The following is a 25,919-nucleotide window of genomic DNA, read 5'->3' on the forward strand; positions in this document are numbered from 1 at the left end:
GATGGTTGAAACTTCAGAGATGGCTAATCGGGCCGCCACCCCCCACCGGGAAGCCCCTCGAGGAGCGCACCGACCGCCTGGGTGAGGCGATGGTCGGTGCCCGGCGTGATGGTGGACCACACCTGCCCGTCGGGCGCCGTCATCGGCGCGACGACGATCCGGCCGCGCGCGGTGTCGTACACCGCGACCGCGCCAGGAGCCCGGGTGGTCAGCCCGTCGTGGTGGACGGTGGCGACGATCTCGGTGTACCCCCGGCAGCTGCCGAAGGCCGCGCCGAGCACGGTCGCCTGATGCGCGTCGATCCCGAGCGCGTACATCGCGTCCACGTAGTGGGAGGTGGTCTCGGCGGCGTCCAGCCGCGCGGCCAGCTCATCGGCCGCCACGCTCACCCCCGCCACCTCGGCGGGCGCGCAGGCGGGCAGCGCGGCCAGCAGCAGGCGGGCCAGTTCGCGATCGGATCCATCAATGGTGCTGGTAGTGATGTCGAACGAGGCGCCGGTACGCACGGCATGCGCGTGCCCTGCGCCGCGCCGGGCCAGGCAGATCCGCCGCCGCTCGCCGTCACCATAGCCGCGGGCGACAAGCTCGGCATCGGGCTGGGCCAGAATGTGCAGTGCGTCGGCCAGCCCGGGCTCGACATCCCCGTAAGCATCGAAAACCCCGGTGGCGGTGAGCTCGTCGACGGCGGCATCCCGAGCAGCGCGCCACGCCTCGATGGTGTCCTGCTGGGGACCAACGGCCAGCACCAGCGGCAGCGTCTGCACACCCAGCCGGTCGGCGACGGCCAGCAACGAGTCATTGGTGAGGGTGGTCATCGCGCGCCCTCCGCGCTGGCGGTAGCAGCACCGGCCCACACGGCGAAGCGCTCAGCGACAGTCGCCAGCGGGCCGCAACTGGCCACGGCCTGTCCCCAGGTCGCGGAAGTGCCGTCGATCCGCACGGCGCGGGGCCCGACGATCGGCAGCGAGTAGTTGGCGCGGGCGGTCACGGCGTGCCCTCCCCCGTCGTGGTGGTGCCGGTCTGTGGGGTGGGGCGTTCGGCGACGCCGAGTACGGCGGGGGCGGCTTGGATTTCGCCCTCGGCGACGAGCTGGTCGGATTCCTCGTAGGCGATGCCCGCGCGGGGGAAGACACTGCCGCTGCTCTGGCCCGCGCCTGCGCCCATGGCACCGGGGACGATCGGGGCGTGGCCGGTCGGTGTGCTCACCGGCGCGGCCTGCGGTGTCGTAGTGGTCACGGCGGCGGTGGACTGTACGAAAGTAGGTGCGCGGTAGGCCGTTTGGACGGGGGCGGGGATGGCGGGAAGCATGCCGAGTCCGGCGGTGCCGAGGCCCGGCAGGGCACCGGTGCCAGGGGCACCGGGGGCGGTGGCCTGGGCCGATTGTTCGCCTGTCAGGGCGGTTTCCGGCGCGATGGACGGCGGCGGGGCGTGCAGCCAGGGGGTGGCCAGGGGTTCGGTGGCGGCCTCGTAGCTGCGCATCACCCGGGAGGCGACGGCTTTGGCCAGGTCGGCCTCGGTGTCGGTCTGGGCGGCGATGGCCTTGATCGGCGCGCCGAGCGCGGCGCCGACCTGTTCGAGTGCCTGCTGCATCGCGGTGATGGCGGCGATATCGGCGGTGGCGGGCATGGCCAGGGCCGCCACCTCGTAGGCGAGGACCTGGGCTTGCAGGCGCGCGGCATTGGCCGTCGCGGCGGCGGCGGTCTCGATCAGCCATTCGCGCAGGGTCGAGATCCGTTCCCACACCTGCTCGCTGCGCCCGGAGGTCCAGGAGCCGCGCAGGGTGTGCAGCACCTGCTCGTAGTCGAGCACGGCCGCGCCGAAGGCCGCGGCGAGCCGCGTCCAGGCGGCGGCCGCGTCGGCCATCGGCATCGGACCGGCACCGGAGGTGAGGTCGGTGGCGAGCTTCTCCGGCTCGCGCGCCTCCCACACCACTCCGGTGAAGCCGGGCTGCGGAGGTTCGATCATCGTCCGGTGAAGCCGCTGGTGTTGTCGGTCTCCATCTGATCGAATTCGCTGACCTGCGCGCGCAGGGTCGCGGCCAGCTTGCTCATCTCGTGCGCGCCCGCCTCGGCGCCGGTCAGGTAGTCCTGCGCCACACCGTTGGCGGTGGTCGCGGCGCGCGCGGACACCTCGTCGGTGCCCGCGGGCGCCACCTGCAGCGCGGGGGCGACCGCGCTCAGCTCGGCGGTGAGCCGGTCGGCGATGCCGTCGAGCGCGGCCGCGGCCTTGCCCGCGGCGGTCGCGTCGAATTCGAAGGTGTCGGTCATGTGCCACTCCTGTCGTGCTGATCCCGCGTCACAGTGAGAGTTCTTTGTCCGGTGGCGCTTCGGTGCTCACCGTCTCGGCGGCGCCCACCACGGGTGTCGCCACCCCGGCGATCGGCCCGACGACCTCGTCGCCGTGGTTGCCAGTCACCAGCTGCGAATGCACGGCCTCGTTGCCGCCCCCGTCGACCGCGCGCGCCATCGGCGCGCCCGCCGCACCCGCCGCGCCGCCCATCGGCATATAGCCCGGTGAACCGCTGGCCGAGGCCGTGGTCATGGCCCCGCCGGAGCTGGTGGTGCCCCCGGCTCCGCCGAACGCGCCGGTGCTGGTCAGCCCGCCGGTGCGGCCGCCCTGCCACGGGCTCAGCGGCGTCGAGGCCGCCCCCGCCGCGCCGATCGCGCCGACACCGCCGACCATGCCGCCACCACCACCGCCGCCCGCGCCGGTCAGAGCGTCGGCGGATTCCTCGCCGGTCAGCGCGGTATCGGTGGTGGTGGAGGTATCGGTGGTCGTGGTGCTCGTCGACAGCGAACTCACCTGCTGGGCCAGCGTGCCGATGGAGGACACGGCCGTGCTCGCGGTGCTGATCAACGGCGAGATCAGGCTCATCAGCTGGCTCAGCGACTCACTGCTCGCGTCCACCCCGGTGGGCGCGTTGGTGACCTGGACCTTCTCCCCCGCCTGCGCCATCTCGCCACTGCGCGCGACCATCTCGGCCTTGGTCTCGGCGGTGATGGCCAGCCCTTCGGCCATGGCCTCCATGGTCGCCGCGATCAGCACCGCCTGCCCGCCCGGCGTCGCCGCGTAGAGCGGGGCCAGGGCCAGGGTCGCCGAGTAGCGGGCGATCACCGCGGCCATCTTGGCGCCGCCGACCGCCACATTGCCCGCCGCGTGGGTGAGCACCGCCTTCTCCTGGGTGCTCTGCGTGGCCAGCTTGGCGCCGTCGGCCTGGGCCGCGGTCGCCTTGGTGGTGGCCTCGGTCGCCGCGGCGCTCTGCCACAGCTGCATCACCGTCTGCAAAGCGGTCGACCCGAGCGACATGGCCGTCTGCAAGCCCGAGGTGATGGCCGAGAGCGCGTCGACCGGATTGGCCGATGTGCCCGTGTCCGAGGCGGTTCCGCCACCCAGCGCGCCGGTGCCGAAGGCCGAGGCCAGCTCGGTGAGCGGTTGCATGAGCGCGGTCAGATCGATCGTCGGCAGCGGCGGCAGCTCGGGCAGCTGGATGAATTCCGGCAGCGCGGGCAGCTGGGGCAGCCCCATCGAGCCGAGCACCTCGCTCACCGGCTGGTCCAGCATCGGCGCCAGCGAACTTCCGCGCAGCAGCTCGAGCACCGTCGGATCGACGGGTACCGCCGCGCTTCCCCCGGTAGTCGTCATGGTTACCGATCGACCGAGGCGATGCCCAGCTTGGCGGCCCCGTCGGCACCCTCGTAGGTGCTCGCGGCCTGGGCGGCGGTGAGCGCGGTGCCCGCGTGCACCGCGGCCAGCTCGGCCACCGAGGTCAGGTGATTGGCCTGGGCGTAGGCGAACGAGAGCAGGAACTCCTGGCCGATCAGGCCGAAGACCGGCACCGCGGCCGCCATCGTGGCCGCCTGGTCCACCGCACCGGCCTGGGCGACCCCCGCCGCCATGGTGGCCGACGCGCCCGCGTACGCGCGCACCGCTTCGGGAACTACCGCAACGTGATTCATGGCTCTCGTCCAATCTCGAAACAGCCCATGGTGTTTCGTTACTCTATCTACCCGCTGGAAACCCGCACCATGCGTATACGCGGTGAAGATCAGGGGAAATCTCAGGTACCGCTTTGGTTGAACGCCTCGACGAGCTCGGCGCGTTCGCCCAGCGCGCGATGCGCCGCCGCCCGTGCCGTCTCGACCAGCACCCGTTCGAAATCGGCGGGTGCGAGCTTGCCGATCGCCGCGGTGAACTCCAGTCCGACCAGCGCGCCAGCGCCGTCGACGGTGGCCGTCACCGCGCCGTCGGGCGAGGTCTCCCGCGCCCGGATGCCCTGGGTCGACTCGCTCAGGTCCTGTAACCGGTAGAGCTGCCCCTGCACCTTGGCGATCAGTTCGTCCATGGTCTCGACCATCGCCCGCCCCTCTCTCCCTCGTCAGACCGAGCGCAGCCAGCTCTGCGGTTCGGTGTCGTACTCCTGCTCCTCGACGATCTCCGCCGCCGCCACCTCGGCCGCCGTCGGCAGACCGGTCGCCGCCAGCAGCGCCGGGTCGAACCCGGCCTCGGCCAGCTGATTCCGTCGCGCCAGCCCCGCCCGCTTGGCCGATTTCTGGCACAGCCGCAGGATCTCGGCGGCCAGTTCGGCGGGGTCGCGCCGCAATTGATCGGGGTCCACCGTGACGCCCAGCGGCAGCCCCTGCTCGGTGGTGCGTACCGATATCGCGCCGGTGAGCGAGGCCGCGGTGAACTCGGTCGGGAACTGATCCATCGCGTTACGCCCGATCATCTCTGATGGCTCTGACAACTTCGGCGATCTGGCCGTTGATCAGCGAGACCACCCGCCGCCGATCCGCGCCGACGGCCACCCGTGGGGTGCCGGGCACCAGCACATAGCGGCCGTCGTCGGTGAGATCGCGCCAGCCCAGCCGCAACCGCACCACCCCGCGCGGACCGAACCGCGACCAGCCCTGCTCGATATCGATGAAGCCGTCGCGATCCAGGGCCGCCCGCTGGAAGGTCAGCGTCTGGACCGCGGCGTCGTCGTCGTAGTGCTGCACCAGCGAGCGGCCGTAGCTGTGGTCCAGCTCGTCGTCGGTGGGTTCGTCGAGCCGGATCTCCTGGCCGCGGCCCGCGGGCGCGGGGGGCAGTTCGTCGGCGATCACATCGCCGAGGGTGAGCGCGCCGTGGCGGGTGATCTCGAAACCGTCGGCGTGATACAGGGTCTCGCCGGGCCGCTGCTTCACCAGATACCCGACCTCGCCCTTGCGCACGCCGAGCAGGCGCACCGAGCGGGCCGGGTCGGTCAGCCGTTCGCCGCCGCCGTAGCCGCGCACGATCACCCGCAGGTCGGGCTTGGTGAGCACGTCGATCAGCTCGTCGAGCTCGTGCCCCCACCGCTGCTTGAGGTCGACCCACCGCTGCCTGCGGGCGAAGTCGGCTTCCTCGGCGTCGGCGGCCTCGCTGGTGTGGATGAACGGCTCGGGCAGGTACTCCGCTTCGAGCCCGATCCACAGCGCCTCGAACTCGTCGGCGGTGAATTCCCAGGTGGACGTCACTGTTCCACCACCGGGCGGGCGACGATCGGAGCGTCACCGAGCGCGTCGTCGAGGTGCGTGGTCGAGTCGAGGTAGTCGGCCCGCTTGTGTTCCTTCTGCTGGCCCTGACCGCCCGCGCCCGCGCCACCCATCGGCGCCATCGGCATACCGCCCATCGGCGAGCCCGCCGTGGCGGCGAGTCCGGCCCGGATGGCCGACTCGGCGCCGGTGCTCACCGAGGCGCGCGGGAACAGCTTCGACGCGCTGTCCAGGCTCGGCGAGAGACCGCCCGGCCCGGCACCGGCACCACCGGCGCCCGAGCCGCCACCACCGCCGCCGCCCTTGCTCGCCGCGCTGAGCGCCTTCTTGGCCTGATCCTGCAGCGAGCTGAGCGCCGAGCCGGGGATGCCCGCCAGCGAACTCTGGTCGGCGGCCGAACTGGCCTGTTCCAGGGCGGATTGGGCGGCCGAACTCGCCTGGTCCAGCGCGGATTGCGCGGCGGAGGTCAGCTGACCGGCCGAGGACGAGCCCGACGAATCGGTGGAACTGTCGCCGTTCCCGCCGGTGCGGCCGTCCTGGCCGCCGTTGTCCTTGCCCGCACCGGATTCCTGCTGCTGGAGCTGGGACAGGGCCCGGTCGAACGCCGCCAGGGCCGCACTCGAGCCACTGCCTGACCCCGAGCCGGACCCCGCCCCGGAACCTGAACCGGAGCCGCTTCCGCTGCCGTTCCCATTCCCGTTGCCGTTGCCACTGCCGTCACCGGTGGTGGGCGCGGTCGGCTCGGGCAACGTGGCGATATGACTGGTGGTGCTGTTGACCCCCGGCACGTAGACGTTCCACATCACCTCGCGGGCGTTCTTGGCGCAGTTCTCCTTGTCGGTCTGCGCCTGGGTGCCGTTGGGATCGGAGTAGCAGCGCGGCAGCATCAGCGCCGTGGCCAGCTGCTTGGCGGTGGCGTCGGTCCACAGCACCGAGTACTCCAGCGCCGACTTCACCTGTTCGACCTGGTCGACCAGCGTCTCGTTGCCGGAGTGATAGGCCGACATCGCCGACATGGCCTTGGTCGCGCCGCCCGGGCTGGTCCAGCTCTTCTTGCTGGCCTCCACCTTGGTGTTCAGGTCGTCGAAGCCGGTCTTCAGCGAAGACGCGAGCGTGCCCCAGAACAGCGCGTTGTGCGCGAGATTGCCCGGCACGGTCGACAGCGAGTTCCGGATCGTCTGCAGCTGGTCGTAGTTGTAGCCGGTGGGGCTCTCGGCCTTCATACCCGCCGGGTCGAAGGTCTTGCCGTCGGCCAGATTCGCGGGCAGCGTGACCGCGGTGCCCGGCTCGGGCAGCAAGCCCGCGGTGGGCTGCGGCGCGGGCAGCGTCATGCCCTCGGTCTTGCTCTTCTCGATCTCGGTCCGCAGCGCGTTCATGTCGACCGAGCTGTCGGATTCGGCGCCCTCGTAGTGCCGGGCCGCGTCGAGGAACGTACTGCTGACGTCGTCGAGCACCGTCTCATGCTTGCCGAGAATGGTTTTCAGCTCTTCAGCCTTGGCCTCGAACTGCTTGGACAGCTGCTTACCCGACTCCAGCGAGGAGAAGTCCACCAGCTCGGCGACCGTGTCGACCGAGCGTTTGACCGTATTGACCCAGTAGCGCGCGTTGGTGGCGGCGTCGACCAGATCCGGCAATGCCGAGGGCTCGAGCATCAGCGTGCCGTCGGCGGCCGCCGAACGCAGACCCGCCCACTGTTGCTGCGCAGATGGTCCCGTCATGCAGTAGGCCCTCCCTGTCCGTACCCGTTATCAATTCTAAGGGTCTCCGGATGAATCCCGCATGTACAGCAGCGTTCTCACCGGTGACCACGCATCGACCATCGCCGGAGCGAGGTCACCAGCCCGAGTCGGTCGCGGTGCGCGGACGCGCCGCGGCGCCGTCCTCGGGGCGGGTCGGATCCGGTTCGCGCTCCGGCGAATTGGGCGGCGCGAGGGAGGCCTCGACCGGCTGCGGGATCGCGAATTCGTCCATGTCGTCGACCAATTCGGTGATCTTGGGCAGGCGGGCGCGTTCGCGTTGCAGCGGCGCCATCAGTTCCTGGGTGCGGCGGGCCACCTCGGTCGCGGCCTGCTGGGCGGCTTCGGTGACGGCCTTGGCGATCTCGGTGTAGGTCAGGTCGTCGATATCGGGGGTGAACTTCGTCTCGATCACCTTGTAATCGGCGTTGACGGTCACCGTGACCCGCTTGCGCACGGTGGCACTGGCGACGATCCGCGCGCGGTCCTGCTGCACCTGCGCGATCGCGCGCATCTGCTCCTGGACGGTCTCGAGGATGTCCGCCATCTGCGCCTTGGCGTGCTCGTTGGCCATTCCGTTCTCCCTTCGGTCAGCGAGCACACCACACCCCGGGGTGCCCCGCAACAGCACGGCGGTGCTTACCCTTTCGCGAGCCCCGCGGTGGGCGCGCCGGTGAGTCCGGCCAGTGTCAGCTCGAACCAGGCCGCGTCGACGTGATAGCTGTCGGCGGGGAAGACCCGGGTGAAGGTGTCGCGGGCGACAGCGGCCCGCTCGGCGGCCTCGACCAGGCCGAGGACGGCATGACGCCGTTCCTCGGGCGCTTGGTCACCGAGCAACCCGGTCAGCACGCGCACCACGGTCGCGGTGTCCCACATGCCGGGTACCGCCGGGGCGAGCGCGTCCGAGCCGGGCGAGGCGCCGCGATACCAGCGACCGCCCTCCCACCAGTAGCAGAAGGTGAGCAGGCCGTTGTCGGCCCGGCGATTGATCACCGGCGCGGCCACCCAGTCCGGCGCGCCGAGATACAGCCGCGGCGCCTGCGCGTCCCGGTTGTAGACGGCGTCGAGTTCCGGTGCGTCCCAGACCCCGCCGGACAGCACCGCGCGATCGCCGGGCAGCAGGCACAGGGTCGAGCCGCTGAACGAGGACCCCTCGAAGACATGGAACGCCGGGGTCACCCGCGGGCCCCACTTCGAGCCGACCGCGACGAAGGCCGCGGCGATCAGCGCCCACCGGCGGGCCATCGGCTCGAGAGCGGGGAACTCCACACCCGGTGCCGAACCGACCGCGTGCCTGCCCGCGGCGGTGTCGGCGCGCGCCTGCTCGGCGGCGGCCACCGGACCGCGGATCTGACGGTCGCCGTGGCCGATGTAGGCGGCCAGCCAGACCGGCAGCCGCTCGCGCGGGTAGACCTCGATATCGGTGCGGTACACCGTCGGCGGGAACAGCTGGTCGTCGGGGAAGGGCTCGTCGCCGTAGTCGTAGTCGACGTCCATGCGGCCCGCGTTGGTGAGCGTCAGCAGGTAGCGCCACCAGGGGCCGTCACCCAGCGACGCGGACAGATGCCGGTGCTCGCGCAGCAATCCGAGCAGCTCCGGGCTCGGGAACACCCGCGCGAACCGGTCCTGTTCGTCGTGGAAGACCACCATCGACACCTCGGCCGCCGCCGACATCGCGAACGACGCCTCGACTTTGGTCCACCCCGGCGGGCCCAGCGCCGCGACCGTCTTCGCGATCCGGTGACTCAGCGCGGCGGCCTGCTCGGTCACCCCGTCCTCGGCCACCACCGTGGTGAGGGTGAACCCGACATCCGGTTCCTCGGCCACTGCCACACTCCTTGCCTAGTCCCGGCTCTCGCCGTGCTGCGCGATCAGGGCGCCGGTCTCGTCCCATTGTCTGCGGGTGCGCAACGCGCCGTCCGGGGCGAAGACGGTTTCCGCTTTGCGGGCGCCGGTCGGGAACCACTCGAGCCAGGTACCCACCTGGCGGCGGTCGGCGTATTCGCCGGTGTAGCGCGGGGTTCCGTCGAGGTACCAGCCCCTGGTCGGCCCGTCGGGGTAGCCGTCGGTGTAGCTCGCCACCTCGGTGATCGGGCTGCTCGGTGCGGGGCGATGGTATTCCTGGCCGGTGAACGGTTCGTCGCCGTAGTACCTGCGGTTCTCCTGCTCGTCCCAGCGCAGGTCGTCCGCCGGGATCGCCGTCGCGGCGACGCCCTTGCGGGTGCGCTCGTCCTCGAATTCGACCAGCTCGCCCGCCCGGTTCCACACCGAGTGGGTGAGCAGGACGCCGTCGATGTCGTAGACGTCCTCGCGGCCGCGCGTGCCGTCCTGGTACCACTCCTGCCAGGTGCCGACCGGGCGGTTGCGGTAGAACTCGCCGTTGTAGCGCATGGTGCCGTCCGGGTACCAGCCGGTCCAGTCGCCGTCGCGGTCGCCGTCGTCGTAGCTCCAGTACTCGCGCCAGGAGCCGTCGGCGTAGGACTGGGTCACCGCGCCGCTGTACGGCTCGCCCCGATACGACAGGGTGCCCGTCGCCGGATCGAACACCGCATCCGGATCGCTCGCTTCGATCGGATCGTCACTCACCTGGAAAACCTCTCCGATCGGTCAGGCTCGGTCACTGAAGATTGTCATCCGGCTCGCCGGATCGGCCACCACGTTACGGACCAGCAGCCCCAGGTCCAGTTCCGGCGGCAGCACCCCGTAGATCAGCTCCCCCATCGGCCGCCCGTCGACGGCCACACTGAACCGCGTCCGCCCCTGCGCCGACCGCTCCCACCCCACATGCGCCCCATAGGTCACATCGATGGCCTGACTCCCGACCTGCACCAGCAACCGATCCCCGAGCCGATAGAAGATCACCGTCACCCCACCGAGATCCCCATACACCCCATCGGCCCCGACCATCCCCGCCGCCGCGGCCCGCAGAGCCCCCGACCGGGGCTCGAACTCGGCGAGCACACCCCCGCCATACGCCCGCACCACCAACACCACCTGCTCCACGGGCGCCCGATACTCGGCCCGATAAGCCCGGCGCTCACTCCCCTGCGCACCCCCCGGCGGCACCATCGGCGGCGGATACATAGGCGCCCCCTGCACGGGCCCCTGCTGCCCACCGGCCTGCGCGCCCTGCTGCCCACCGGCCTGCGCGCCCTGCTGCCCACCGGCCGAGGAACCCTGCACCCCACCCGACACGGCCCCTTGCTGCCCACCCGGCGCATACGATTCACCGTTTCCAGGCCCATAAACCTGGTTCCCCAGCGGGTACGACTGACCCGCCCCCGGACCAAACGCCTGACCGTTCCCCGGCGTAGTCACCTGACCATTACCTGGCGAATACGGCTGACCACCCCCAGGCCCATACGCCTGACCAGGCCCCGGCGAGTACGCCTGATCAGTTCCCGGTCCATAAGCCTGACCAGGCCCTGGCGAGTACGACTGATCAGTTCCCGGCCCATAAGCCTGACCAGGCCCTGCCCCGTAGGACTGACTGCCCCCAGGCGAGAACGGCTGACCGTTCCCCGGCAAGTTCAGCTGCCCGTTCCCCACTCGGGAATCCCGACCAGTCCCCGGTTCGTGCGACTGACCGTTCCCGGGCGCGTAGGGCTCACCTGTCCCAGGCGAGTACGGCTGCCCGCCAACTGGCGTGCCGAACTGACCGTGTCCCGACGTGCCGAACTGCCCATGTCCCGGCGTGCCGAACTGACCGTTCCCCGCCGGGGCATCCTGGCCGGTGCCAACCGTGTGCGGCTGGCCGGTCCCATACGGGTACGGCACGCCGTGCCCAGGCGGGTACGGCACGCCGTTCCCAGGCGGGGAGGGCTCACCGGTGCCAGGCACATAAGACTGACCGCTTCCTGGCGCCGAGAACTGATTGTTCGCCGGAACATTCGGCTGCTGACCATTCCCCGGCGACTGGCCGCTCCCGGTTGGCTGAGGCTGACCACCATTCCCCGGTGCATAAGGATCGCCAGTTCCAGGCGGATACGGCTGGCTGCCGAGGGGATACGGGTGGCCACCGTCCGGCTGGTAGGGCAGGCCGGGCCCGGGGGGTTGAGCCACCCACGGCGGGAACGAAGGCATCGAGGAGCCACCACCAGGCGGCACGGGTTCGGTTGGAACCGGACCCGGCGGGACCGGAATTTGCGGCGGCAAGGGAGGTTCGGTCGGCAATGGCGGGACGGGCGGCAGCGAGGGTCCGGGCGGCAGCGGGGGCCACGAAGGCGCGGGTGGGTCCGTCGGGAATGGAGGCTGCGGCGGCGCCGGAGTACCCGGCGGGTCCGTCGGCACGGGGGGCTGTGGCGGCACAGGCGGGTCCGTCGGCGCGGGCGGGTCTGTCGGCACAGGTGGCTGTGGCGGCACAGGCGGGTTTGTCGGCGGCTGCGGCGGTGCGGGTGGGTCCGTGGGGACAGGCGCGTGCGGCGGGGCCGGGGGGTGTGGTGGTTCGGGGGTTTCCGGGGGGCACGGCGGATCCTGGTGGCCCGGGGGTGGGGGTAGGGGTGGGGGTAGGGGTGGGCGCGGGGGTTGTGGGGGGTCCTGGGGTTCCGGGGTTACCTGTAGGGGTGGGACCGGCCATTCGACGGCGTCGAAGATCGGGACGTCGAGCTCCACCTCGTATTCGTGGGGCGGGTGCGGGATGTGGGAGCGCAGGGACGAACCCGGCAGCTGTCGAGGTGTGCCGGGCCGGTCTCCCTCGGGCGAACGCGGCGGTTGTGCAGGTCCACCTGGATCGAACCCCTTGTCCGGACTGTCACCGTCCGGATCGGCGTCCGAGTCGGCGGACTTCACCGGATCGTCACCATCAACGCCGACACCCGGATCGGCCGACTTCACCGGAACACCACCATCAACGCTGGTATCCGGATCGGCCGACTTCGCCGAAACACCACCATCAACGCCGACATCCGGATCGGCCGACTTCACCGGAACACCACCACCATCAACGCTGGTATCCGGGGCTGCGGATTTGTCGGGACCGCCGCTGTCGACACCGGCATCGGGATCGGTGGGTTTGGTCGGATCCCCGCCGTCGATGTCGGTGTTCGGGTTGGTAGGACGTCGCGTTTCCTCGCCGGGAGGCGGGCCGTCTTGATCGGGTCGAGCGGGCTTGCGGGACTCCTCGGGGCCGTGCACCGGGTTCGACGACGGGCGGGGTGACGATCCGTCTCCCGAGTCCGTTCGGGGTGTGCCGTTGGCGGGGAGCCCGGCGTCGGGGCGGCGGTTCTCCTCGTGCGGCCGGAGATCCGTGGGGATACCGGGGTCGCCGGGGTCGGTGACCGGGCCGAGCAACGGTGGCGTCGGCGAAGGGCTGTCGGTCGCGACAGCGTCGCGGCCGTCGACCGGCGGATGAGAACCGCGCGGTTCGGTACCCGGGTGATCGGCGAGGTTTCCGTTCGAGCCGGGGCGCTCCTCCCGTGAACGGCCGGCGGGCGGAGTTCCGTTGTCGCCGTTGGTATCCGGGGAGGCAGGCAGTTCCGGGCGCACCGGTGCACCCGGCACGGCGGGGGCGGACGGCTCCGAACTCGGTGAACGGTTCGGATCGGACGGGGGTGCGCCGTCGGCAGGGTCGACGGTGGGTGGGGTGGTGGTGCCGATTTCGGGGTCGGTGACGAAGGGTTCGTTGAGCAGGGTGCGCAGGCGGGCGATATCGGCGGCGCGGCGGCGGATCTCGTCGCGGATCTGTTCGTGGACCTCGGCGAGGCGGTCGAGGGTGAGGCGTTCGTGTTTGTCGATGCGGCCGTCGCGGAACCAGTCGTAGACCTTGGCGACCTTCTCGTCGTCGGCGTCGGTGAGGTCGGCGCCGAGCAGGCGGGCGTGATCGCGGCTCGGGCCGGGGACGGCGTCCGGGGGCGCGGCGGGGCGGGGGGCGCGGGAGGTGAGGTCGTCGGCACCGACTTCGCGCAGGAAGTCGAGGGCGTCGCGCGGGTGGACCGGCGGGTCGTCGCCGATGGCGCGCGGGTCGGTGGCCGGGTCGTAGACCAGGTCGTCGGCGTACGGGTCGATCTTGGCCAGTGCCCGCACGTAGTCGGTGAGCGGGCCGGTGAGATCGTCGAGATCGCCGCGCGCGGCCCGGTTCGACACGGCCTCGGCCAGGGTCGCGGCATCCAGCGGCAGCCCGCCGCGCGGGAATCCGAGGTGCGGGGCGAGCGCGTCGCGCGCGGCGTCGACGGCGGCCGGGTCGAGGGCGTGCAGCAGTTTCGCGTACTCGGTGAGGTCCTTGGCGCGCTGCCGATGCAGTTCCACGCGGGTCGACGGATCGGCGAGACCCTCGGCGACCACTTCCGGACCGAGATCGCTCGGGTCGACACCCAACCGCAGCGCCAGCGCACTCCGGGCGTTGTGCAGCGCGTTGAAGTTGTCGACCGCGTCCACGCTGAGCGCGTAGTCGACGAGCCCCTCGAGCTGCCTGGCCCGCACCTGATTCTCGCGATCCAGCTCGGCGAGCAGATCGTGCAGCCGCTCGGGCGAGAGATTCGCCGGATCGTCGATCCCGAGCCGCGCCGCGACCTCGGCCACCTCGGCCCGCACCTCCGCCAGCGAACGCGGCTGCGGCACAGTCTCCTCGGCGACCGCGGGCAGGTTCGCCTCCGCCGCGCCGTCCCGTGCAGACGCCTCGACCATCCGCCACGGCCCGGCCCCGTCCCGCACCATGGTCGCGTCGACGACGCGCCCGTCCACCTCGGCCCGCACCTGACGCACCTCGGGCGCGTCGACCTCCGCGACCCGCACCAGCCCCCGATCGTCCACCCCGACGATCCTGATCCGGATGTCGACCTCGCCCCGGTTGAGCCGGTCGATGAAGTCCGCGTCGGCATCGGCGAGTGCCCGCGCCAGCGCGGCTTCGTGCCCGGCCCCGGTGTCGACGATGGCGATGGTGCCGTTCTCCGGATCGAGCACGAGCCGGTCGCCGGTGTCACTGTCCAGGAATTCCGCTGTCCGCCGGGCGAATTCGTCGAGCACCCCGACATTGCGGTCGAGCTGATCGCGCAGCCGAGTGATCTCGGCGTCGAGATTCCCGGTCAGCGCCGCGAGATCGGCGGCCGCCAGATGCGCCCAGGTGGACCGCTCATCGCGCAGACCCGCGCGGCGCAGGGCGTCGTCGAAGATCTTGCGCGCGTCCTCGGCGTGGATGGTCGGGGAACCGTCGTCGCTCAGATCGGGCCACAGGTCGACCCATTCGCCACCGTTGTTCACCCCGCGCCAGTTCAGCATGTCGAAGCTGAACTTCTCGCCCCTGGCCGCGACGACTTCCTTGAGGTAGGCGCCCAGCGGGTCCTTGCTGAAGAAGTTGGCCGGGCGGAACGGGATGTCGGCGTGCTCGGCATTGAAGAACCGCGCCGCGGCTGCCAGCGCCTGGATCACCCCGTCGCGGCGCAGCAGCCGGTACTGCGCCTCGGCGAGCGCCTTGCGCAGACCCTCCTCGCTGAAATCGGTGATGCGCATGCCGAGTTCGGCGGCGAGCGCGTCGAGCACGGTGGCGTCGGCGATGCGCTGGTTGACCGCGTCGACCACCTCGCTCAGCCACGGCGGCAGCGGCTCGGCCGGTTCGGGAGCCCGTTCGGGTTCGGCGGGAAGCTGTTGCCGCTCAGCGGTTTCCGGGATTTCCTCGGCCTGCCGGGCCGCGAGTTCCTCCGGTGTCAGGCTTTCCGGTTCGAGCAGGTGCTCGAGCCCGGCCTCGCGCAGTTCCTGTTCGATCTGGCGGCGCAGTTCCGGGTCGGCGTCGGAGATCCACGGCTTGTATTCGGTGCCGTCGAGATTGCGCAGCGGCAGGAACTCGCCCGCCTGATCGGCGATCCGCGCCGACAGGTGCCGCAGGATCGGCACCAGCTCCCGCTTGCGCCACATCTCCATGCCCTCTTTGAGGATGCGCACCGGGTTGAACTTGATCTGCAGCTGGTCGTATTCGCCGCCCGGGGCGTCGGGCGTCGCGTCCTTCACCGAGGTCAGCGGCAGCCCGGCCCCGTGCCCGAGCATGGACTGGCCCGCGCTGTCGATGCTCGAACCGGACGGGTACTTCGGGTTCTCCCCGTAATAGCCCCGGTTGACGATCCGATCCCAGAGCCTGCGCAGCCAGTTCTTCTTCGGCGCCACCTCGACCGCCGTGTCGGTGGGATGCCGGAACGGCTTCGGCGCGCGTCGCTCGAGCGGTTCCAGATGCCAGGCGTCGGGTCCGTCGGCCACCAGCCGCACCAGCGTCTTGTCGCCGTCGACATCGAGCGACAGGACGCGGTCGTCGAGCTGGTGGCGCACCATCTGATACAGATGCGCCATATCCCCGGCATCGCGCGCGACTCCCGCGCGCAACCGGTTGATGTCGTCGGCGGCGCGGACGAGACCGGGATCGGCGGGCAGACCCAGCCTCGCCGCCCACCGCCGGGCGACGGCCTCGCGCAGGGCCCGCTGCTGCGGATCGGTGGCGGTCTCGGCGTGCCGGACCGCGGCGGCGAACGCCTCGACCGCGCCCGCCCGCAGCAACTGGCGGTACCGCGCGGCATCGAGGGCACCGGCGTCGGTGAGATCCACCCCGAACCGGGCGGCCAGGCGATCCATCGCCTGCCGCGCGGGCTCGAGCCGGGGCGCGCCGGGCTGACGCGTGCCGTCGTCCGGCGGCAGGATCGCGGACGGGCGCAGCGGCGTGGCCTGCGGATTCGGCTCCGGTTCGGCACCGAGCGCGGGGCGGGAATCGTCGTCGAGTCCGGCCAGCCGGAGATCCTCGGCCAGCTCGTCCCGCACCCGCGGATCGCCTTCGACGCGCCAGTGGTCCAAGCCATCCTGGAGCTCGTCGAGATCGAGCGGCTCGTAGTCGTCCGGGTATCGCATGGGTTTGCCGAGGTCGGCGTCGGGATCGAGGGCGCGGTCGAGGAATCCGCGCGCCCGCGCCATATCGGCGATCTCGGCGAGCGCGCCGAGCGGATCCCGCTGACGGGTGAGGGCGTCACCGAGCCCGAGCGCCTCGGCGAGAATCCGGACCTGCTCGGCCTGCTCCGGGGTGAGCGGCGGGGTGTCGGCGGTGGTCGAGGGCGGGAGATCGCCGAGTTCCCGCAGGAACCGGTGGACATCGTTGAGGAAGTCCCGGCGCTGGTAGGCGCGTTGCGGGGGATCGCCGGGAACGCTGTCGTCGGCGACCGACCCAGCCAGGGTGTTGTCGCCGGGGACGGCCAGCTCGGCGGGTGCCTTGGGCAGACCCGAGTTCAGCGGGGACGAATTCCTCGACGGCTCTTCCGGTTCCGGAGTCGGCGCCGTCGGTGGACGTGACGGAGGCTTGGACGGCGGCCCGCCGGGCTCGGCTGCTGCTGGTGGCTCGCCGGAATCATCGTCCCCACGGGAACCGTTGTCGCCGTTATCGACACCGTCACCATTGTCGCCCCCCTTGGCATTCTTGCCATCGGGACCTTTGCCGTTGTTGCCGCCGTTGTCAGGAGCGGCAGCGGCAACGGACTCACTCGGCCCCTCGCTGGCGGCCAATTCCTCGAAACGGCGGGCGATCTCGGCCTGGGCCGCGTCGAGCTCGCGCTGGGCCCGCGAGTGCTCCTGCTGGGCCGCGAGATCGTCATCGACACCGTCGAGGGCGCGCATCGCCTCGTCCAGTGCCTCGTCGGCTCGGTCGGCGCGGCGTTCCTCGGCCTGGTCGGCCAGCTTGTTCTGCCGGTCGACGGCTTCGTCGATCCTGGCCAGCGGGTCGACCGGATCGCCGGGGCCGACGAGATCGTCGAGCGTCGGCAGCGGTTCGGCGAGCTCATCGGCGACCGCGTCGAGCTTGCGCATGGTCTCGGCCAGTTTCGCGGCGGCCCGGTCGTCGAGATCCTGACCGCGCTCGGGCACCGCATCGGCGTCGGCCCGCGAATCCGGTCGCGCACCATCCGGAATCGCCCGCGGCCCACCAGCAGGACCGCCGTCAACCGGTTCCGAGCCCGTGGATTCCGGCCCAGCAGGCAGGCCCTTCTCGCCGTCGCCCAGCGCGTCGGGCTGTCGACCGGGATGCTCCCGTCCGGGCGACCCGGCGGGCAGATCCCCCACCGGCCGATAGAACTCGTCGGCCAGCTCCCGCAACCGCCGGAGCTGCTCGGTCCTGGTCCGGATCTCCGCGCGGATGGCGGCGATCTCGGCCGCCAGCTTCTCCGGGCTGAGCCCCTCGTGCTTCTCGATCTTGCCGTCGCGGTAGGCCTCGTAGACCTTGACGAACGTCGCGCCGTCGGCGGTGGAGATGTCGACACCGACCAACCGCGCCCAGTCCCGATTCGGTTGCGGGCGTGGCTCGTTCGGGTCCACGGGCAGATCGGCCCCGTAGGCGTGCGCGAGGTTCTCCGCGATCAGGGCGGCGAAATCGAGCGGGTCGGCGCCGGGCCGCGCGCTGTCGGTCACCTCGCGCAGCGCGTGCACCGCGTCGGCGTCGTAGATGTGTGGGTCGCCGGTGGTGCGCGGGTCGGCGGACGAATCGCCTTTGGGCACATCCTTGTACGGGTCGAGCGACAGCAACGCGTCGGCGAAGGTGGTGAGCGCGTCGAGCACCTGATCGCGCTGCCCGAGCCGGTGCATCCGCATGACCCGCCTGCGCAACGCGGTCGGGTCGATGCCGGTGTCGGCGGGCCGCACCTTCGACCTGCCGTGCCGGTCGGTCTCGCTGATCAGCGGGCGCAGCGCGTCCGGATCGCCCGGGCTCAGCGCCCGGATCAGCGCCTCCTGCGCGGCCAGGACCGCGCCCTCGTCGATATTCCGCAGCTGCTGGGAGTACCCGGCGGTCCGTCGCGGATCGCGCTGCTGCCCGTCGAGCAGATCCTCGAACTGCTGGTTGCGCAGGGCCCGGCGCTGCTTGGGATCGGCCAGCGCCTCGGCGATCCGGCGCGGGGTGAGTTCGGCCTCCGGGATACCGAGCCGGGTCGCCAGCTGACCCCGCGCGTCACCGATCAGGTGGAAGCTCTCGATATCGGACATGGTGCGCGCGTAGTCGGCCAGCGCCTCGGCCTGCCCGGCGCGGACCGCGTTGTCCAGGTGCAGCGCGCGCACGGTGTCGGCGATGGCATCCGGATGCACCGCGGCCGGACCGAGGTTCAATTGCCGTGCCAGATCGACGATCTCGCGCGCCATCTCGGCCCGGTCGCGCGGCGCGGGCGGCGGCTCGGGAGTCGTCTGGACCGGACGCCACTCGCCGTCCTCCCCGCGCAACATCGTCACCTGCAGTTCGGCGCCGTCCACCGTGCGCCGGATGTGCTGGACCTCCGGGGTCGCCAGCGGATCGAGGAATCGCTGCCCGGCCCCGTCGTCGTGCGAGGCCCGGAAATCCGGCTTCAGCACCCCGCTGTTCACGTCGACGGCCAGCTCGGGATGATCACGCAGGGCCCGCGCCAGCGCCTCTTCGCGGGCGAGCGCGCCGTCGAGCACCAGCAGCCGGTCGGGCCCGCCGTCCGGATCGGGCACCCGCGCGACCTGATCGCCGTACATGGTCCCGACCGGCGGGGTGCCGTCCCCCTGCAGGATCGGCTGCGCGGCGGCGACGAAATCGGCCAGGTGCCGCGCCCGCTGACGCGCCGACTCGCGCAGTTCGTTCAGCGTCGTTTCCAGCCGATCCCCGGTCAGATCGCCCAGGTCGCGGCCGAACATGGCTGCCCAGCTGGACAATTCGTCGCGCAGCTGGTCGCGGCGCAGCGCGTTCTCGAAGAACTCGCGGGCGCGCGCCTGGTCCCGGCCCGGTTCGCGGTCGTCCAGGAAGCTGGCCCATTCGGGCAGCCGGTCCGCGCCGTTGCCGACCCGGTCGTAGTCGCGCAGCGCGGTATCGCCATCGAAGGCGACGATCAGATCGCGCAGGAAGCGACCGAGCGGGTCCTTGTCGAGGAAGCTGGCTTCCGCCGAGAACGGCACCGGCCGAGGCGCACTGGTGTCACCCCAGTAGCTGCGGCGTGGCGGCGCGGTCTCGTCGTCGAGGTCGTCGTAGTCGGCGGTGTCGCGGCGCGGTTCGCCCGAGTCGAGCTCGGAGCGGCGGTCCGGTCCCGCCACGGTCCGCTCGTCCGGCGCGGGTTCGGGGTCGACGGGGTGATCGGCGCGCCGGTAGGGCCGGGTCTGTTCCGCCTCGGCGCGGTGCGCGGCATCGGCCAGCCCCTCGATGGCGCCGAGCTCGCGCAGCACCCGGTGGGTCTGCCGGTCGATCGCGGCGCGCACGTCCTGCGGGCTGTCGCTGTCGAGGTCGATACCGAGGCGCTGGGCCATGTCGGTGAGCGACTCGCCCTCCGGCGGCGAGCCCGGCTGTTCGGGCGGCCGGGGCGGATCGGGCAGCGGCGCGTCTTCCATGGCCCGCGCCGTGTCGGTGTCGATGAGGCCGTTGAACTCCAGGTCGTCGATCAGGTCCTGGCGCAGTCGCGGATCCCGGCTGGTGGCGAACAGTTCCTCGAGGATCGCGCGGGCCTCGTCGGGATCCATCCGTTCCGCCCGCAGCTCGCTGACCACGGTGTCGCGCACCGCGTTCGGGTCGGCGTCGGTGATCCACGGCCGGTACTCGGTGCCGTCCGGGAAGTAGACCGGGTGATAGGCGCCCGCCGTGTCCTCCTGGCGGCCCATCATGCCGCCGATGATCGGCAGATGCTCCCGGTTGTGCCAGATGGTCACGCCTTCTTTGCCGATGCGCGCCACATTCAGCGCCGGGTCGCCCGGCCCCGGTGGCGGGGCACTGATCACCGGGCCGTCCGGCACCGGCGAGGCAGGTGTGGGCGCGGGCGGCGGATCGGTCACCATGCCGATGCCGCCGGTCACGCCGTCGCGAATCGCGGTCTGGCCACGTCCGTCGAGCCCGGACCCGGACGGGTACTTGAGATTGAGCCCCTCGAACCCGCGATTGAGCCGATCCACCCACTTGCGCAGTTCACTGCGGGTATCCAGCAGCTCGGGGTCCTCGCGCCGCGCGAGGGCGCCCTCCTGATCCGTCGCACCATCGTTCCGCGCGACGATCCACTGGCCGTCATCGAGCCGCACATGCAGCGCGACGACCTCCCCGTTGTCCCCGAGTTCGACGCGCACCTCCCGCTCCGGCGGTTCAGGTTCGGCGAAATCTGGTCTGCGCGAGGTGGATTCGTCATCGGTGCCGAGCCAGTCCATGTCGTCGGGATCGGGCCGTGTCCGGTCGGTGCCGTCGGTGTCCGGTGTCCGCGACGTATCGGGCTCGCCCATGTAGTCAGTGGTGACGTCGTCGTCGCCGGACCGGTCGAGCGTGGCGGGGTCGATGTCGAAGGGCAGCGGCACATCGGCGAGCTGGTCGACGCCGTCGCGGTCGAGCAGCAGCTCGGTCACCGTGACTTTCCCGTTCTCGTCCGAGTGCACGAGCCGGTACTCCACCCGCAGCGTGCCGTCGTCCATGGCCGCCCGCAGCTGATCCACCGCGGCATCGACGCCCCACGCGCGCAGCTGCTCGGGGGTCTCGTTGAGCAGGCGGACGAGGTTGCGGTCCTTGCCCAGGATGTGGCGCAGGTACTCCGGCGATCCCTGTTCGGCACTGATGACCTTGGACCCACCGAGTGTCGCCCCGACACCCTTCGCCTCGACGACCAGCAGCGTCGGCGGCGAGTCGCCATCGGCGGGGATGAAGGCCGCGATATCGACCACGCCCGCGCCGTCGAACGCGCCGTCGAACGGCGAGAGCTTGACCGCGCCCGGCCGGGCGAGGGCGTAGTCGGTGCCTGCCACCTCACCGAGCTTCTTGGAGAGCTCGACCATCTCGCGGCCCTGGTCGTTGTAGTCGGTGGCGACGTCTTCCAGATCGTCGAGCAGCGCGCGCTTACGGGCGCGCTCCTGCTCGCTCAGCGTGGTGTCGGCGAGCAGCGCCTGCCGCAGGCTCTTGATCTTCTCCGGCAGTGCCTTGGGCGCGAGTTCGTGCTTGTCCTTCAACGCGAACTCTTTCATGAGCTTCGCGAGTTCTTTGCCGGTGTTGTTCCGCTCGGTCTGCAGCTCCACCCGCCGCGTGGAGGCCTCCGCCATCTCCCGCGCGCGCTCCGGATCCTGCACGATGTGCGGCTCCGAATCGCCCTTCTGCACGCGATGCTGGTACTCGCCACCGGTGAGGTGGTCCTTGATGAACCCGCCGGAGTCGTAGAGCCGGAAGTCGACATTGCGCTTGGTGCCGGGCGGGTCGTCGTTGTGGTGCCAGGTGCCGTCCGGGTCGCGGAAGCTGTCCGGCCGGTCGCCGGGACGATGCAGCTGTCCGTCGTCACCGCGGACCAGGCCGGGCGGCACCGGATCGTCGTCGCCCATGAAGTCGGTATCGGCCGGATACTCGGGCGAGACCAACCGGGGGTCCCGGGGTTCGCCGTCGCGCGCGGCCTGTTCGAGATCGGCGTGGCGCAGCGGGTCGACCCGGGGCTCGCCCTCGTCGATGATGTGGCCCGCGGTGCTCTCGGTGCCCTGCACCACCCGGGTGCAGTTGGCGCAGCAGGGCGCTTCGACACCGCGACCGGGCACATACGGCGAGTTGAGAATGGAGGCCAGGCCGTCGAAATCGGTCGGCAGCGCCGCCTCGCCCGGTTTCCGGCGCTGGTTGAACAGCTCCCGGTCGTGCAGGGCGGCGTTGGTGCCGCGGATCTCGGCGTGGCCGAGCGGGTTGTCCGCGTGCGGGAAGTGCGCCGGGTCGCGGTTCCCGTGGTAGACGTCCAGCGGGTCCTGGTAGCGGGCGACATTGTTATGCAGCGTCGGGTGCAGCTCCGACGGATGGATGCGTTGGTCGGAGGTGCCGTTGGCGGCCTCGTACACGCGGCCGGTGAGACGGTCGATGGTGATGGACGAGACGTGGCCGCGCCGATTGGCGGAGAGCCGGTCGGCCTCGGCCTTCGCCAGGCGCTTGGCGGGCGAGTTCCCGGCCTCGCCTTCGGCCTTGTCGGCAGCGAGGAAATTGTCCAGGGCCGCCTTGGCCGCGGTGGCCTTGTCCTTGGCGGCGGTGACCGCGTCCTCGGCGGCGCGCACCCGCGCGTCGGCGCCCTCGACCCCGGCGTCCCTGGCCTGCTTGGCGTCCCTGAGCTCGATATTGGCATCGCGAACGCCCCGGCCCGCCGCCGCCCGCTCGGCCTCGAGCGCCTTCTGCTGGGCCTTGTGCTGCTCGAATTCGGCGACCAGGGCCGCGTCGGGTTTGGCCGCGTCGTCGAACGCCTGGCCGCGCTCCTCGCTGAGCCGGTGCGAATACTCGTCGATCGGTTCCCCGCCGACATGGGTGATCCGGCGCGGGTTTCCCCCGGTCCGCACCATCGGGTCGTTCAGGTCGAGCACGCCGAGCAGGTGCGCGTCCACCCCGGGTGTGCGGCTGAACGGCGCGTGCGGGGTGCCGATCTCGGGTGTCAGGAACGACATCGCCGTCGGGCGGGTGGGCGGATCCTGGTCGCTCATGAAGTCGACGAGTTCGCCATCGCGCGCGCGGGTGTCACCGTCGAGGGTGTCGCGGGGCACGTCCGGATCGGAATCCGCTCTGGGCGTGGGTGTCTCGCTGGGCGTGGTCGCCGACTCCGGCCGGAACCGCTCCCACTCACCACCGCGATCGATCACCGGCTCCGAGCCCGGTTCCCGGCGCACACCGACCCGGTCGGTCGGCGCGATGACATCCACACCGAGCTGATCGGCGATGTGCTGCGCCCAGCCGGAATCGTTGCCCGCGTGACAGGACAGCAACCGGATCGGCGTGCCAGGAACGTAATGTGGATTGCGGTTGATCGCGTCGACGATGTCCTGCGGGCTGACCGCGTCCTTGTTACCCGGCGTCACCGAACCATCGCTGCGCCCGTGCACCACCACGTCGTGCGCGCCGTCGTTGCGGACGTTCTGGCTGACGCGATGGGTGCGGGCATCGTCACCGATCGCGGTGCCGGTCGGATTGTGCACGACACCTTGACCATTGGGCAGATAGTCGTCGGGCACCGGCAGGGTGTCGTCGCTGTCGGGGCGCGGTTGCCCGTTGTCGTCGGCGCGGTCACGCGGCGAGGCGGGATCGTCACCCGGGCCGTTGTCGGTGCGGTCACGGAGCGATGCGGCGTCGTCGCCCCGGCCGTTCGGCCGACCGCTATCGTCGGTGCGGTCACGCGGCGAGCCACCGTCATCGCCCGGGCGTGGACGCGACGAGGAGTCAGCGGGGCGTGCCGGACGGCTCGTCTCCGAACCCGGCCGCGCAGGGCTCGCACCCGGATCGGCGCCGACCAGCGGCACCACGGGCGCGAGGTCAGCGAGCGGGTCGGACCGGACCTCGGGTTCCCCGGCGCGCACCGGAGTCGCGACGTCCTCCCCCTCGCCGCGCGTGGGAGTCGCAGCGTCCTCCCCCTCGGCCCGCATCGGAGTCGCAGCTTCGTCCGCCCCGGCACGCACCGGAGTCGCGGCGTCCTCCGCCTCGCCGCGCACCGGAGTCGCGGCGTCCTCCGCCCCGGCACGCACCGGAGTCGCGGCGTCCTCCGCCTCGCCGCGCACCGGCGGCGCTTCGCCCGGCGCGGCTTGCAGTCCCTGGAGCGGGGTGTCGGCCAGACCGGCGCCGCGCTGTTCGCCGACACCGGCGCGCGATTCCTCCTCGGACCGGACACTCGGCTCGTTCACCTGTTCGGCATCGGAATCCACCGTCCGCGACGCATCGGCGCCGAGTTCCGGTGCACTGGAACGGATATCGGAGCCCTGGACGCCGTCCGGCATCCCGGCCCGGACATCGCTCGCCCCCGGCCGCGCCGCGGGAGTACCCGCCTGCTGGCCCGGCGTTGACGTGGACTGGGCGGGAGCGCCGGACTGCGCGGGCGTGGCGGCGGGCTGGGAGGTCGCGGGTGCCGCCTGGCCCGTGACCGGCGCCTGCCCCGTCGCGCCGGGCGTTGGCCCACCCGTCGCCGCCGGACCCGCACCGGTCATCCCGGCGGCCACCGGCGCGCCCCCGGCCTGGGTGGTCATGTCCCTGGTCGCCGTCGGCGCGTCGACCTGGGTGATCGGCTTGCCGGTGGAGTGCGCGTCGGTGCGCGTTCCGTCATTGACGTTCGCACCGTCGGCCGTCGAGTCGGCCTCTCCGGCCCGCGAACCGTCCCTCCCCGAATCGCCCTGTGCGGCCGGGCTTTCCCCGTCCGCCCTGGCCCCGGAGTCCTGGCGGCCACCGTCACCGGACTGCTGCGTGTCGCCGCCGGTCTGCGCCTCCGGCCGGGCATCCTGACGCCCACCCCCGGCGCCGCCGTCGGCGCCACTGTGCTGCCGATCGCCGCCGGAGTCCTGACGTGCTTCGCCCGCACCGGAATTCGTGTCGGTCTGCCCGTCGGCCTCCGGCGACTGAGTGGCGCCCGCGGGCCGCATCGACTGACTGTCGTCACCAGCACCGGCGCGCCCCTCGCCGGAGCCGCCGTCCATGGTGTCCTCGCCCGCGCCGACCCGCACCTTGCCGTCGTCACCGGCCCCGGTCGCCCCGTCGTCGGCGCCCGCCCGGTTCTCGTCCTCGCCCCCGGGCCGGGTGGACGACCCGTCGCCCGCGCCCGTGGACTCGTCCACACCGAAACTGCCCAGGTCATAGCCGGGTCCCATGGCCTCGCGAATCCGCGAGCTGAAGCTCGGCCGCTCGAACAGGCCCGGATTCATCTTCTGCCAGGCGGAATTCGCGCCCGCCTTGTTCAAGCCGGAGAGCCCACCGTTGGTGGCGCCCGCGCTCCACATCAGCGGGTCCGAGGCCGCGGCCTGCAGGTTGTCCCAGGCCTGATCCCAGCCCTTGGTGAAGCCGTCGTAGGCGAACTGGCCGAGCATGCCGCCGCCCGCGCCGACCAGACCCGCGCCGGTGCCGGTGATCGCGCCGCGCAGCCACGGCGCCATGCTGTCACCGAGCCGCTTACCGAGGAAGTCGCCGAACGGACCCGCCGCCAAACCGCCTGCGGCGGAACTGATCGCGGCCGACTTCACCTGATCCCAGTTGATCTCCTTGCGGTGCCCCTGGTCGACCTGCCACTGCTGCACACCGAGTTCCTGCAGGGTGCCCAGCGCGGTGTCGATCGCCACGTGCTGACCGACGAACTTCAGGACGCGGGTCAGCACCGCCTTCGCGCCGTGCCGCAGAATCGCCGCCAGCACCCGGCCGAAGATGGTGCGCGCCACCACCCGGGTCGCCGCGATGGCGGCCGCCTCCACCGCGGGCGCCGTCGGCGGAAAGATCCACGCCGCGGCGATTTCCAGCGCCAGCAAGCCCAGCGAGGACAGGAACATGATCTTGGTGTATTCGATTTCGGTGCCGGTCTGATACACCGAGTCACCGAGGAGATCGAACAGCTCACCCAGCTTGGTGACCGACTGGTCACCGCGCGCCATGCTGTCGAAGGCCTCGAGCATCTTGTCGACGCCCTCGCCCTGCGGATACGCCTTGAAGGCAGCGTCTTTGGCGGCATCGATGTCGTCGACGAGCCCGCGCAGACTGTCGGCGGCCGCGCGCCAGTCCTCGGCCATGGCCCACATCTCGTCTTCATTGCCGTCCGGCCATTCCATGCCGGCGAGAATCGAGAGCCAATGCAGCCCGGATGGCAGATCGATCATGGGGCGCTACGTCACCAGCTCGCGTCCGTGAACGTCGCCATCGCCCCTCATCCTCCAGCAAGTGGTGCCCATCCGAAGCACACCACAAGTCGTTCGCCTGTGCAACAGAGTGGCAGCTATGGGCGAATCCGCCGTGACCGCAGGATGAACGGGAAACGACCGCGTCGGCGAACTTGACGAC

General features: G+C 71.5%; 14 protein-coding genes. All 14 read right to left on the reverse strand.

The window, feature by feature from the left end:
* Nucleotides 1-23 precede the first annotated feature (23 nt).
* On the reverse strand, nucleotides 24-815 hold the full coding sequence (locus tag WA675_RS16420; protein ID WP_336085349.1) for an ESX secretion-associated protein EspG: 792 nt from the start codon (nucleotides 813-815) through the stop codon (nucleotides 24-26).
* Nucleotides 812-988, reverse strand: a complete 177-nt coding sequence (locus WA675_RS16425; RefSeq protein WP_336085352.1) for a hypothetical protein — start codon at nucleotides 986-988, stop codon at nucleotides 812-814. The genes WA675_RS16420 and WA675_RS16425 overlap by 4 nt, the downstream gene beginning before the upstream one ends.
* Nucleotides 985-1,965 carry a PPE domain-containing protein gene (locus WA675_RS16430; RefSeq protein ID WP_336085354.1) on the reverse strand — a complete coding sequence of 327 codons (981 nt, stop codon included), beginning with the start codon at nucleotides 1,963-1,965 and terminating at the stop codon, nucleotides 985-987. Before WA675_RS16430 ends, WA675_RS16425 begins: the two co-directional genes overlap by 4 nt.
* Nucleotides 1,962-2,267, reverse strand: coding sequence for a PE family protein (locus tag WA675_RS16435; protein WP_336085357.1), 306 nt, complete (start codon nucleotides 2,265-2,267; stop codon nucleotides 1,962-1,964). Before WA675_RS16435 ends, WA675_RS16430 begins: the two co-directional genes overlap by 4 nt.
* Before the next feature lie 28 nt (nucleotides 2,268-2,295).
* Nucleotides 2,296-3,642, reverse strand: a complete 1,347-nt coding sequence (locus WA675_RS16440; RefSeq protein ID WP_336085359.1) for a hypothetical protein — start codon at nucleotides 3,640-3,642, stop codon at nucleotides 2,296-2,298.
* Between the two features lie 2 nt (nucleotides 3,643-3,644).
* Nucleotides 3,645-3,956 (reverse strand): type VII secretion target, encoded by a 312-nt coding sequence (locus tag WA675_RS16445; RefSeq protein ID WP_336085361.1) that lies wholly within the window; start codon nucleotides 3,954-3,956, stop codon nucleotides 3,645-3,647.
* A 101-nt stretch (nucleotides 3,957-4,057) separates the two neighbouring features.
* Complete coding sequence (locus WA675_RS16450) at nucleotides 4,058-4,354, reverse strand: YbaB/EbfC family nucleoid-associated protein (protein WP_336085363.1); 297 nt, start codon at nucleotides 4,352-4,354, stop codon at nucleotides 4,058-4,060.
* Nucleotides 4,355-4,375: 21 nt separating this feature from the next.
* On the reverse strand, nucleotides 4,376-4,726 hold the full coding sequence (locus WA675_RS16455) for a hypothetical protein (RefSeq protein ID WP_336085365.1): 351 nt from the start codon (nucleotides 4,724-4,726) through the stop codon (nucleotides 4,376-4,378).
* On the reverse strand, nucleotides 4,713-5,495 hold the full coding sequence (locus WA675_RS16460; protein ID WP_336085368.1) for an ESX secretion-associated protein EspG: 783 nt from the start codon (nucleotides 5,493-5,495) through the stop codon (nucleotides 4,713-4,715). The genes WA675_RS16455 and WA675_RS16460 overlap by 14 nt, the downstream gene beginning before the upstream one ends.
* The gene (locus WA675_RS16465) at nucleotides 5,492-7,231 is read right to left on the reverse strand and encodes a hypothetical protein (protein WP_336085370.1); all 1,740 of its coding nucleotides are present in this window, start codon (nucleotides 7,229-7,231) and stop codon (nucleotides 5,492-5,494) included. Before WA675_RS16465 ends, WA675_RS16460 begins: the two co-directional genes overlap by 4 nt.
* Nucleotides 7,232-7,346: 115 nt before the next feature.
* Nucleotides 7,347-7,823, reverse strand: a complete 477-nt coding sequence (locus WA675_RS16470; protein ID WP_336085372.1) for a YbaB/EbfC family nucleoid-associated protein — start codon at nucleotides 7,821-7,823, stop codon at nucleotides 7,347-7,349.
* Nucleotides 7,824-7,888: 65 nt separating this feature from the next.
* Nucleotides 7,889-9,076, reverse strand: coding sequence for a hypothetical protein (locus WA675_RS16475; protein WP_336085374.1), 1,188 nt, complete (start codon nucleotides 9,074-9,076; stop codon nucleotides 7,889-7,891).
* A 15-nt stretch (nucleotides 9,077-9,091) separates the two neighbouring features.
* Nucleotides 9,092-9,835, reverse strand: a complete 744-nt coding sequence (locus tag WA675_RS16480; RefSeq protein WP_336085376.1) for a toxin-antitoxin system YwqK family antitoxin — start codon at nucleotides 9,833-9,835, stop codon at nucleotides 9,092-9,094.
* A 21-nt stretch (nucleotides 9,836-9,856) separates the two neighbouring features.
* On the reverse strand, nucleotides 9,857-25,738 hold the full coding sequence (locus WA675_RS16485; RefSeq protein WP_336085378.1) for a WXG100-like domain-containing protein: 15,882 nt from the start codon (nucleotides 25,736-25,738) through the stop codon (nucleotides 9,857-9,859).
* Between the last annotated feature and the right edge of the window lie 181 nt (nucleotides 25,739-25,919).

It is taken from the genome of Nocardia sp. SSK8 (genome assembly GCF_037034205.1).
Lineage (GTDB): Bacteria > Actinomycetota > Actinomycetes > Mycobacteriales > Mycobacteriaceae > Nocardia.

What these genes read in the sequence shown, in the direction of transcription:
- WA675_RS16445 (WP_336085361.1), bottom strand. Translation starts at nt 3,956, where the DNA reads ATGAATCACGTTGCGGTAGTTCCCGAAGCGGTGCGCGCGTACGCGGGC.
- WA675_RS16435 (WP_336085357.1), bottom strand. Translation starts at nt 2,267, where the DNA reads ATGACCGACACCTTCGAATTCGACGCGACCGCCGCGGGCAAGGCCGCG.
- WA675_RS16455 (WP_336085365.1), bottom strand. Translation starts at nt 4,726, where the DNA reads ATGATCGGGCGTAACGCGATGGATCAGTTCCCGACCGAGTTCACCGCG.
- WA675_RS16470 (WP_336085372.1), bottom strand. Translation starts at nt 7,823, where the DNA reads ATGGCCAACGAGCACGCCAAGGCGCAGATGGCGGACATCCTCGAGACC.
- WA675_RS16430 (WP_336085354.1), bottom strand. Translation starts at nt 1,965, where the DNA reads ATGATCGAACCTCCGCAGCCCGGCTTCACCGGAGTGGTGTGGGAGGCG.
- WA675_RS16485 (WP_336085378.1), bottom strand. Translation starts at nt 25,738, where the DNA reads ATGATCGATCTGCCATCCGGGCTGCATTGGCTCTCGATTCTCGCCGGC.
- WA675_RS16420 (WP_336085349.1), bottom strand. Translation starts at nt 815, where the DNA reads ATGACCACCCTCACCAATGACTCGTTGCTGGCCGTCGCCGACCGGCTG.
- WA675_RS16465 (WP_336085370.1), bottom strand. Translation starts at nt 7,231, where the DNA reads ATGACGGGACCATCTGCGCAGCAACAGTGGGCGGGTCTGCGTTCGGCG.
- WA675_RS16440 (WP_336085359.1), bottom strand. Translation starts at nt 3,642, where the DNA reads ATGACGACTACCGGGGGAAGCGCGGCGGTACCCGTCGATCCGACGGTG.
- WA675_RS16450 (WP_336085363.1), bottom strand. Translation starts at nt 4,354, where the DNA reads ATGGTCGAGACCATGGACGAACTGATCGCCAAGGTGCAGGGGCAGCTC.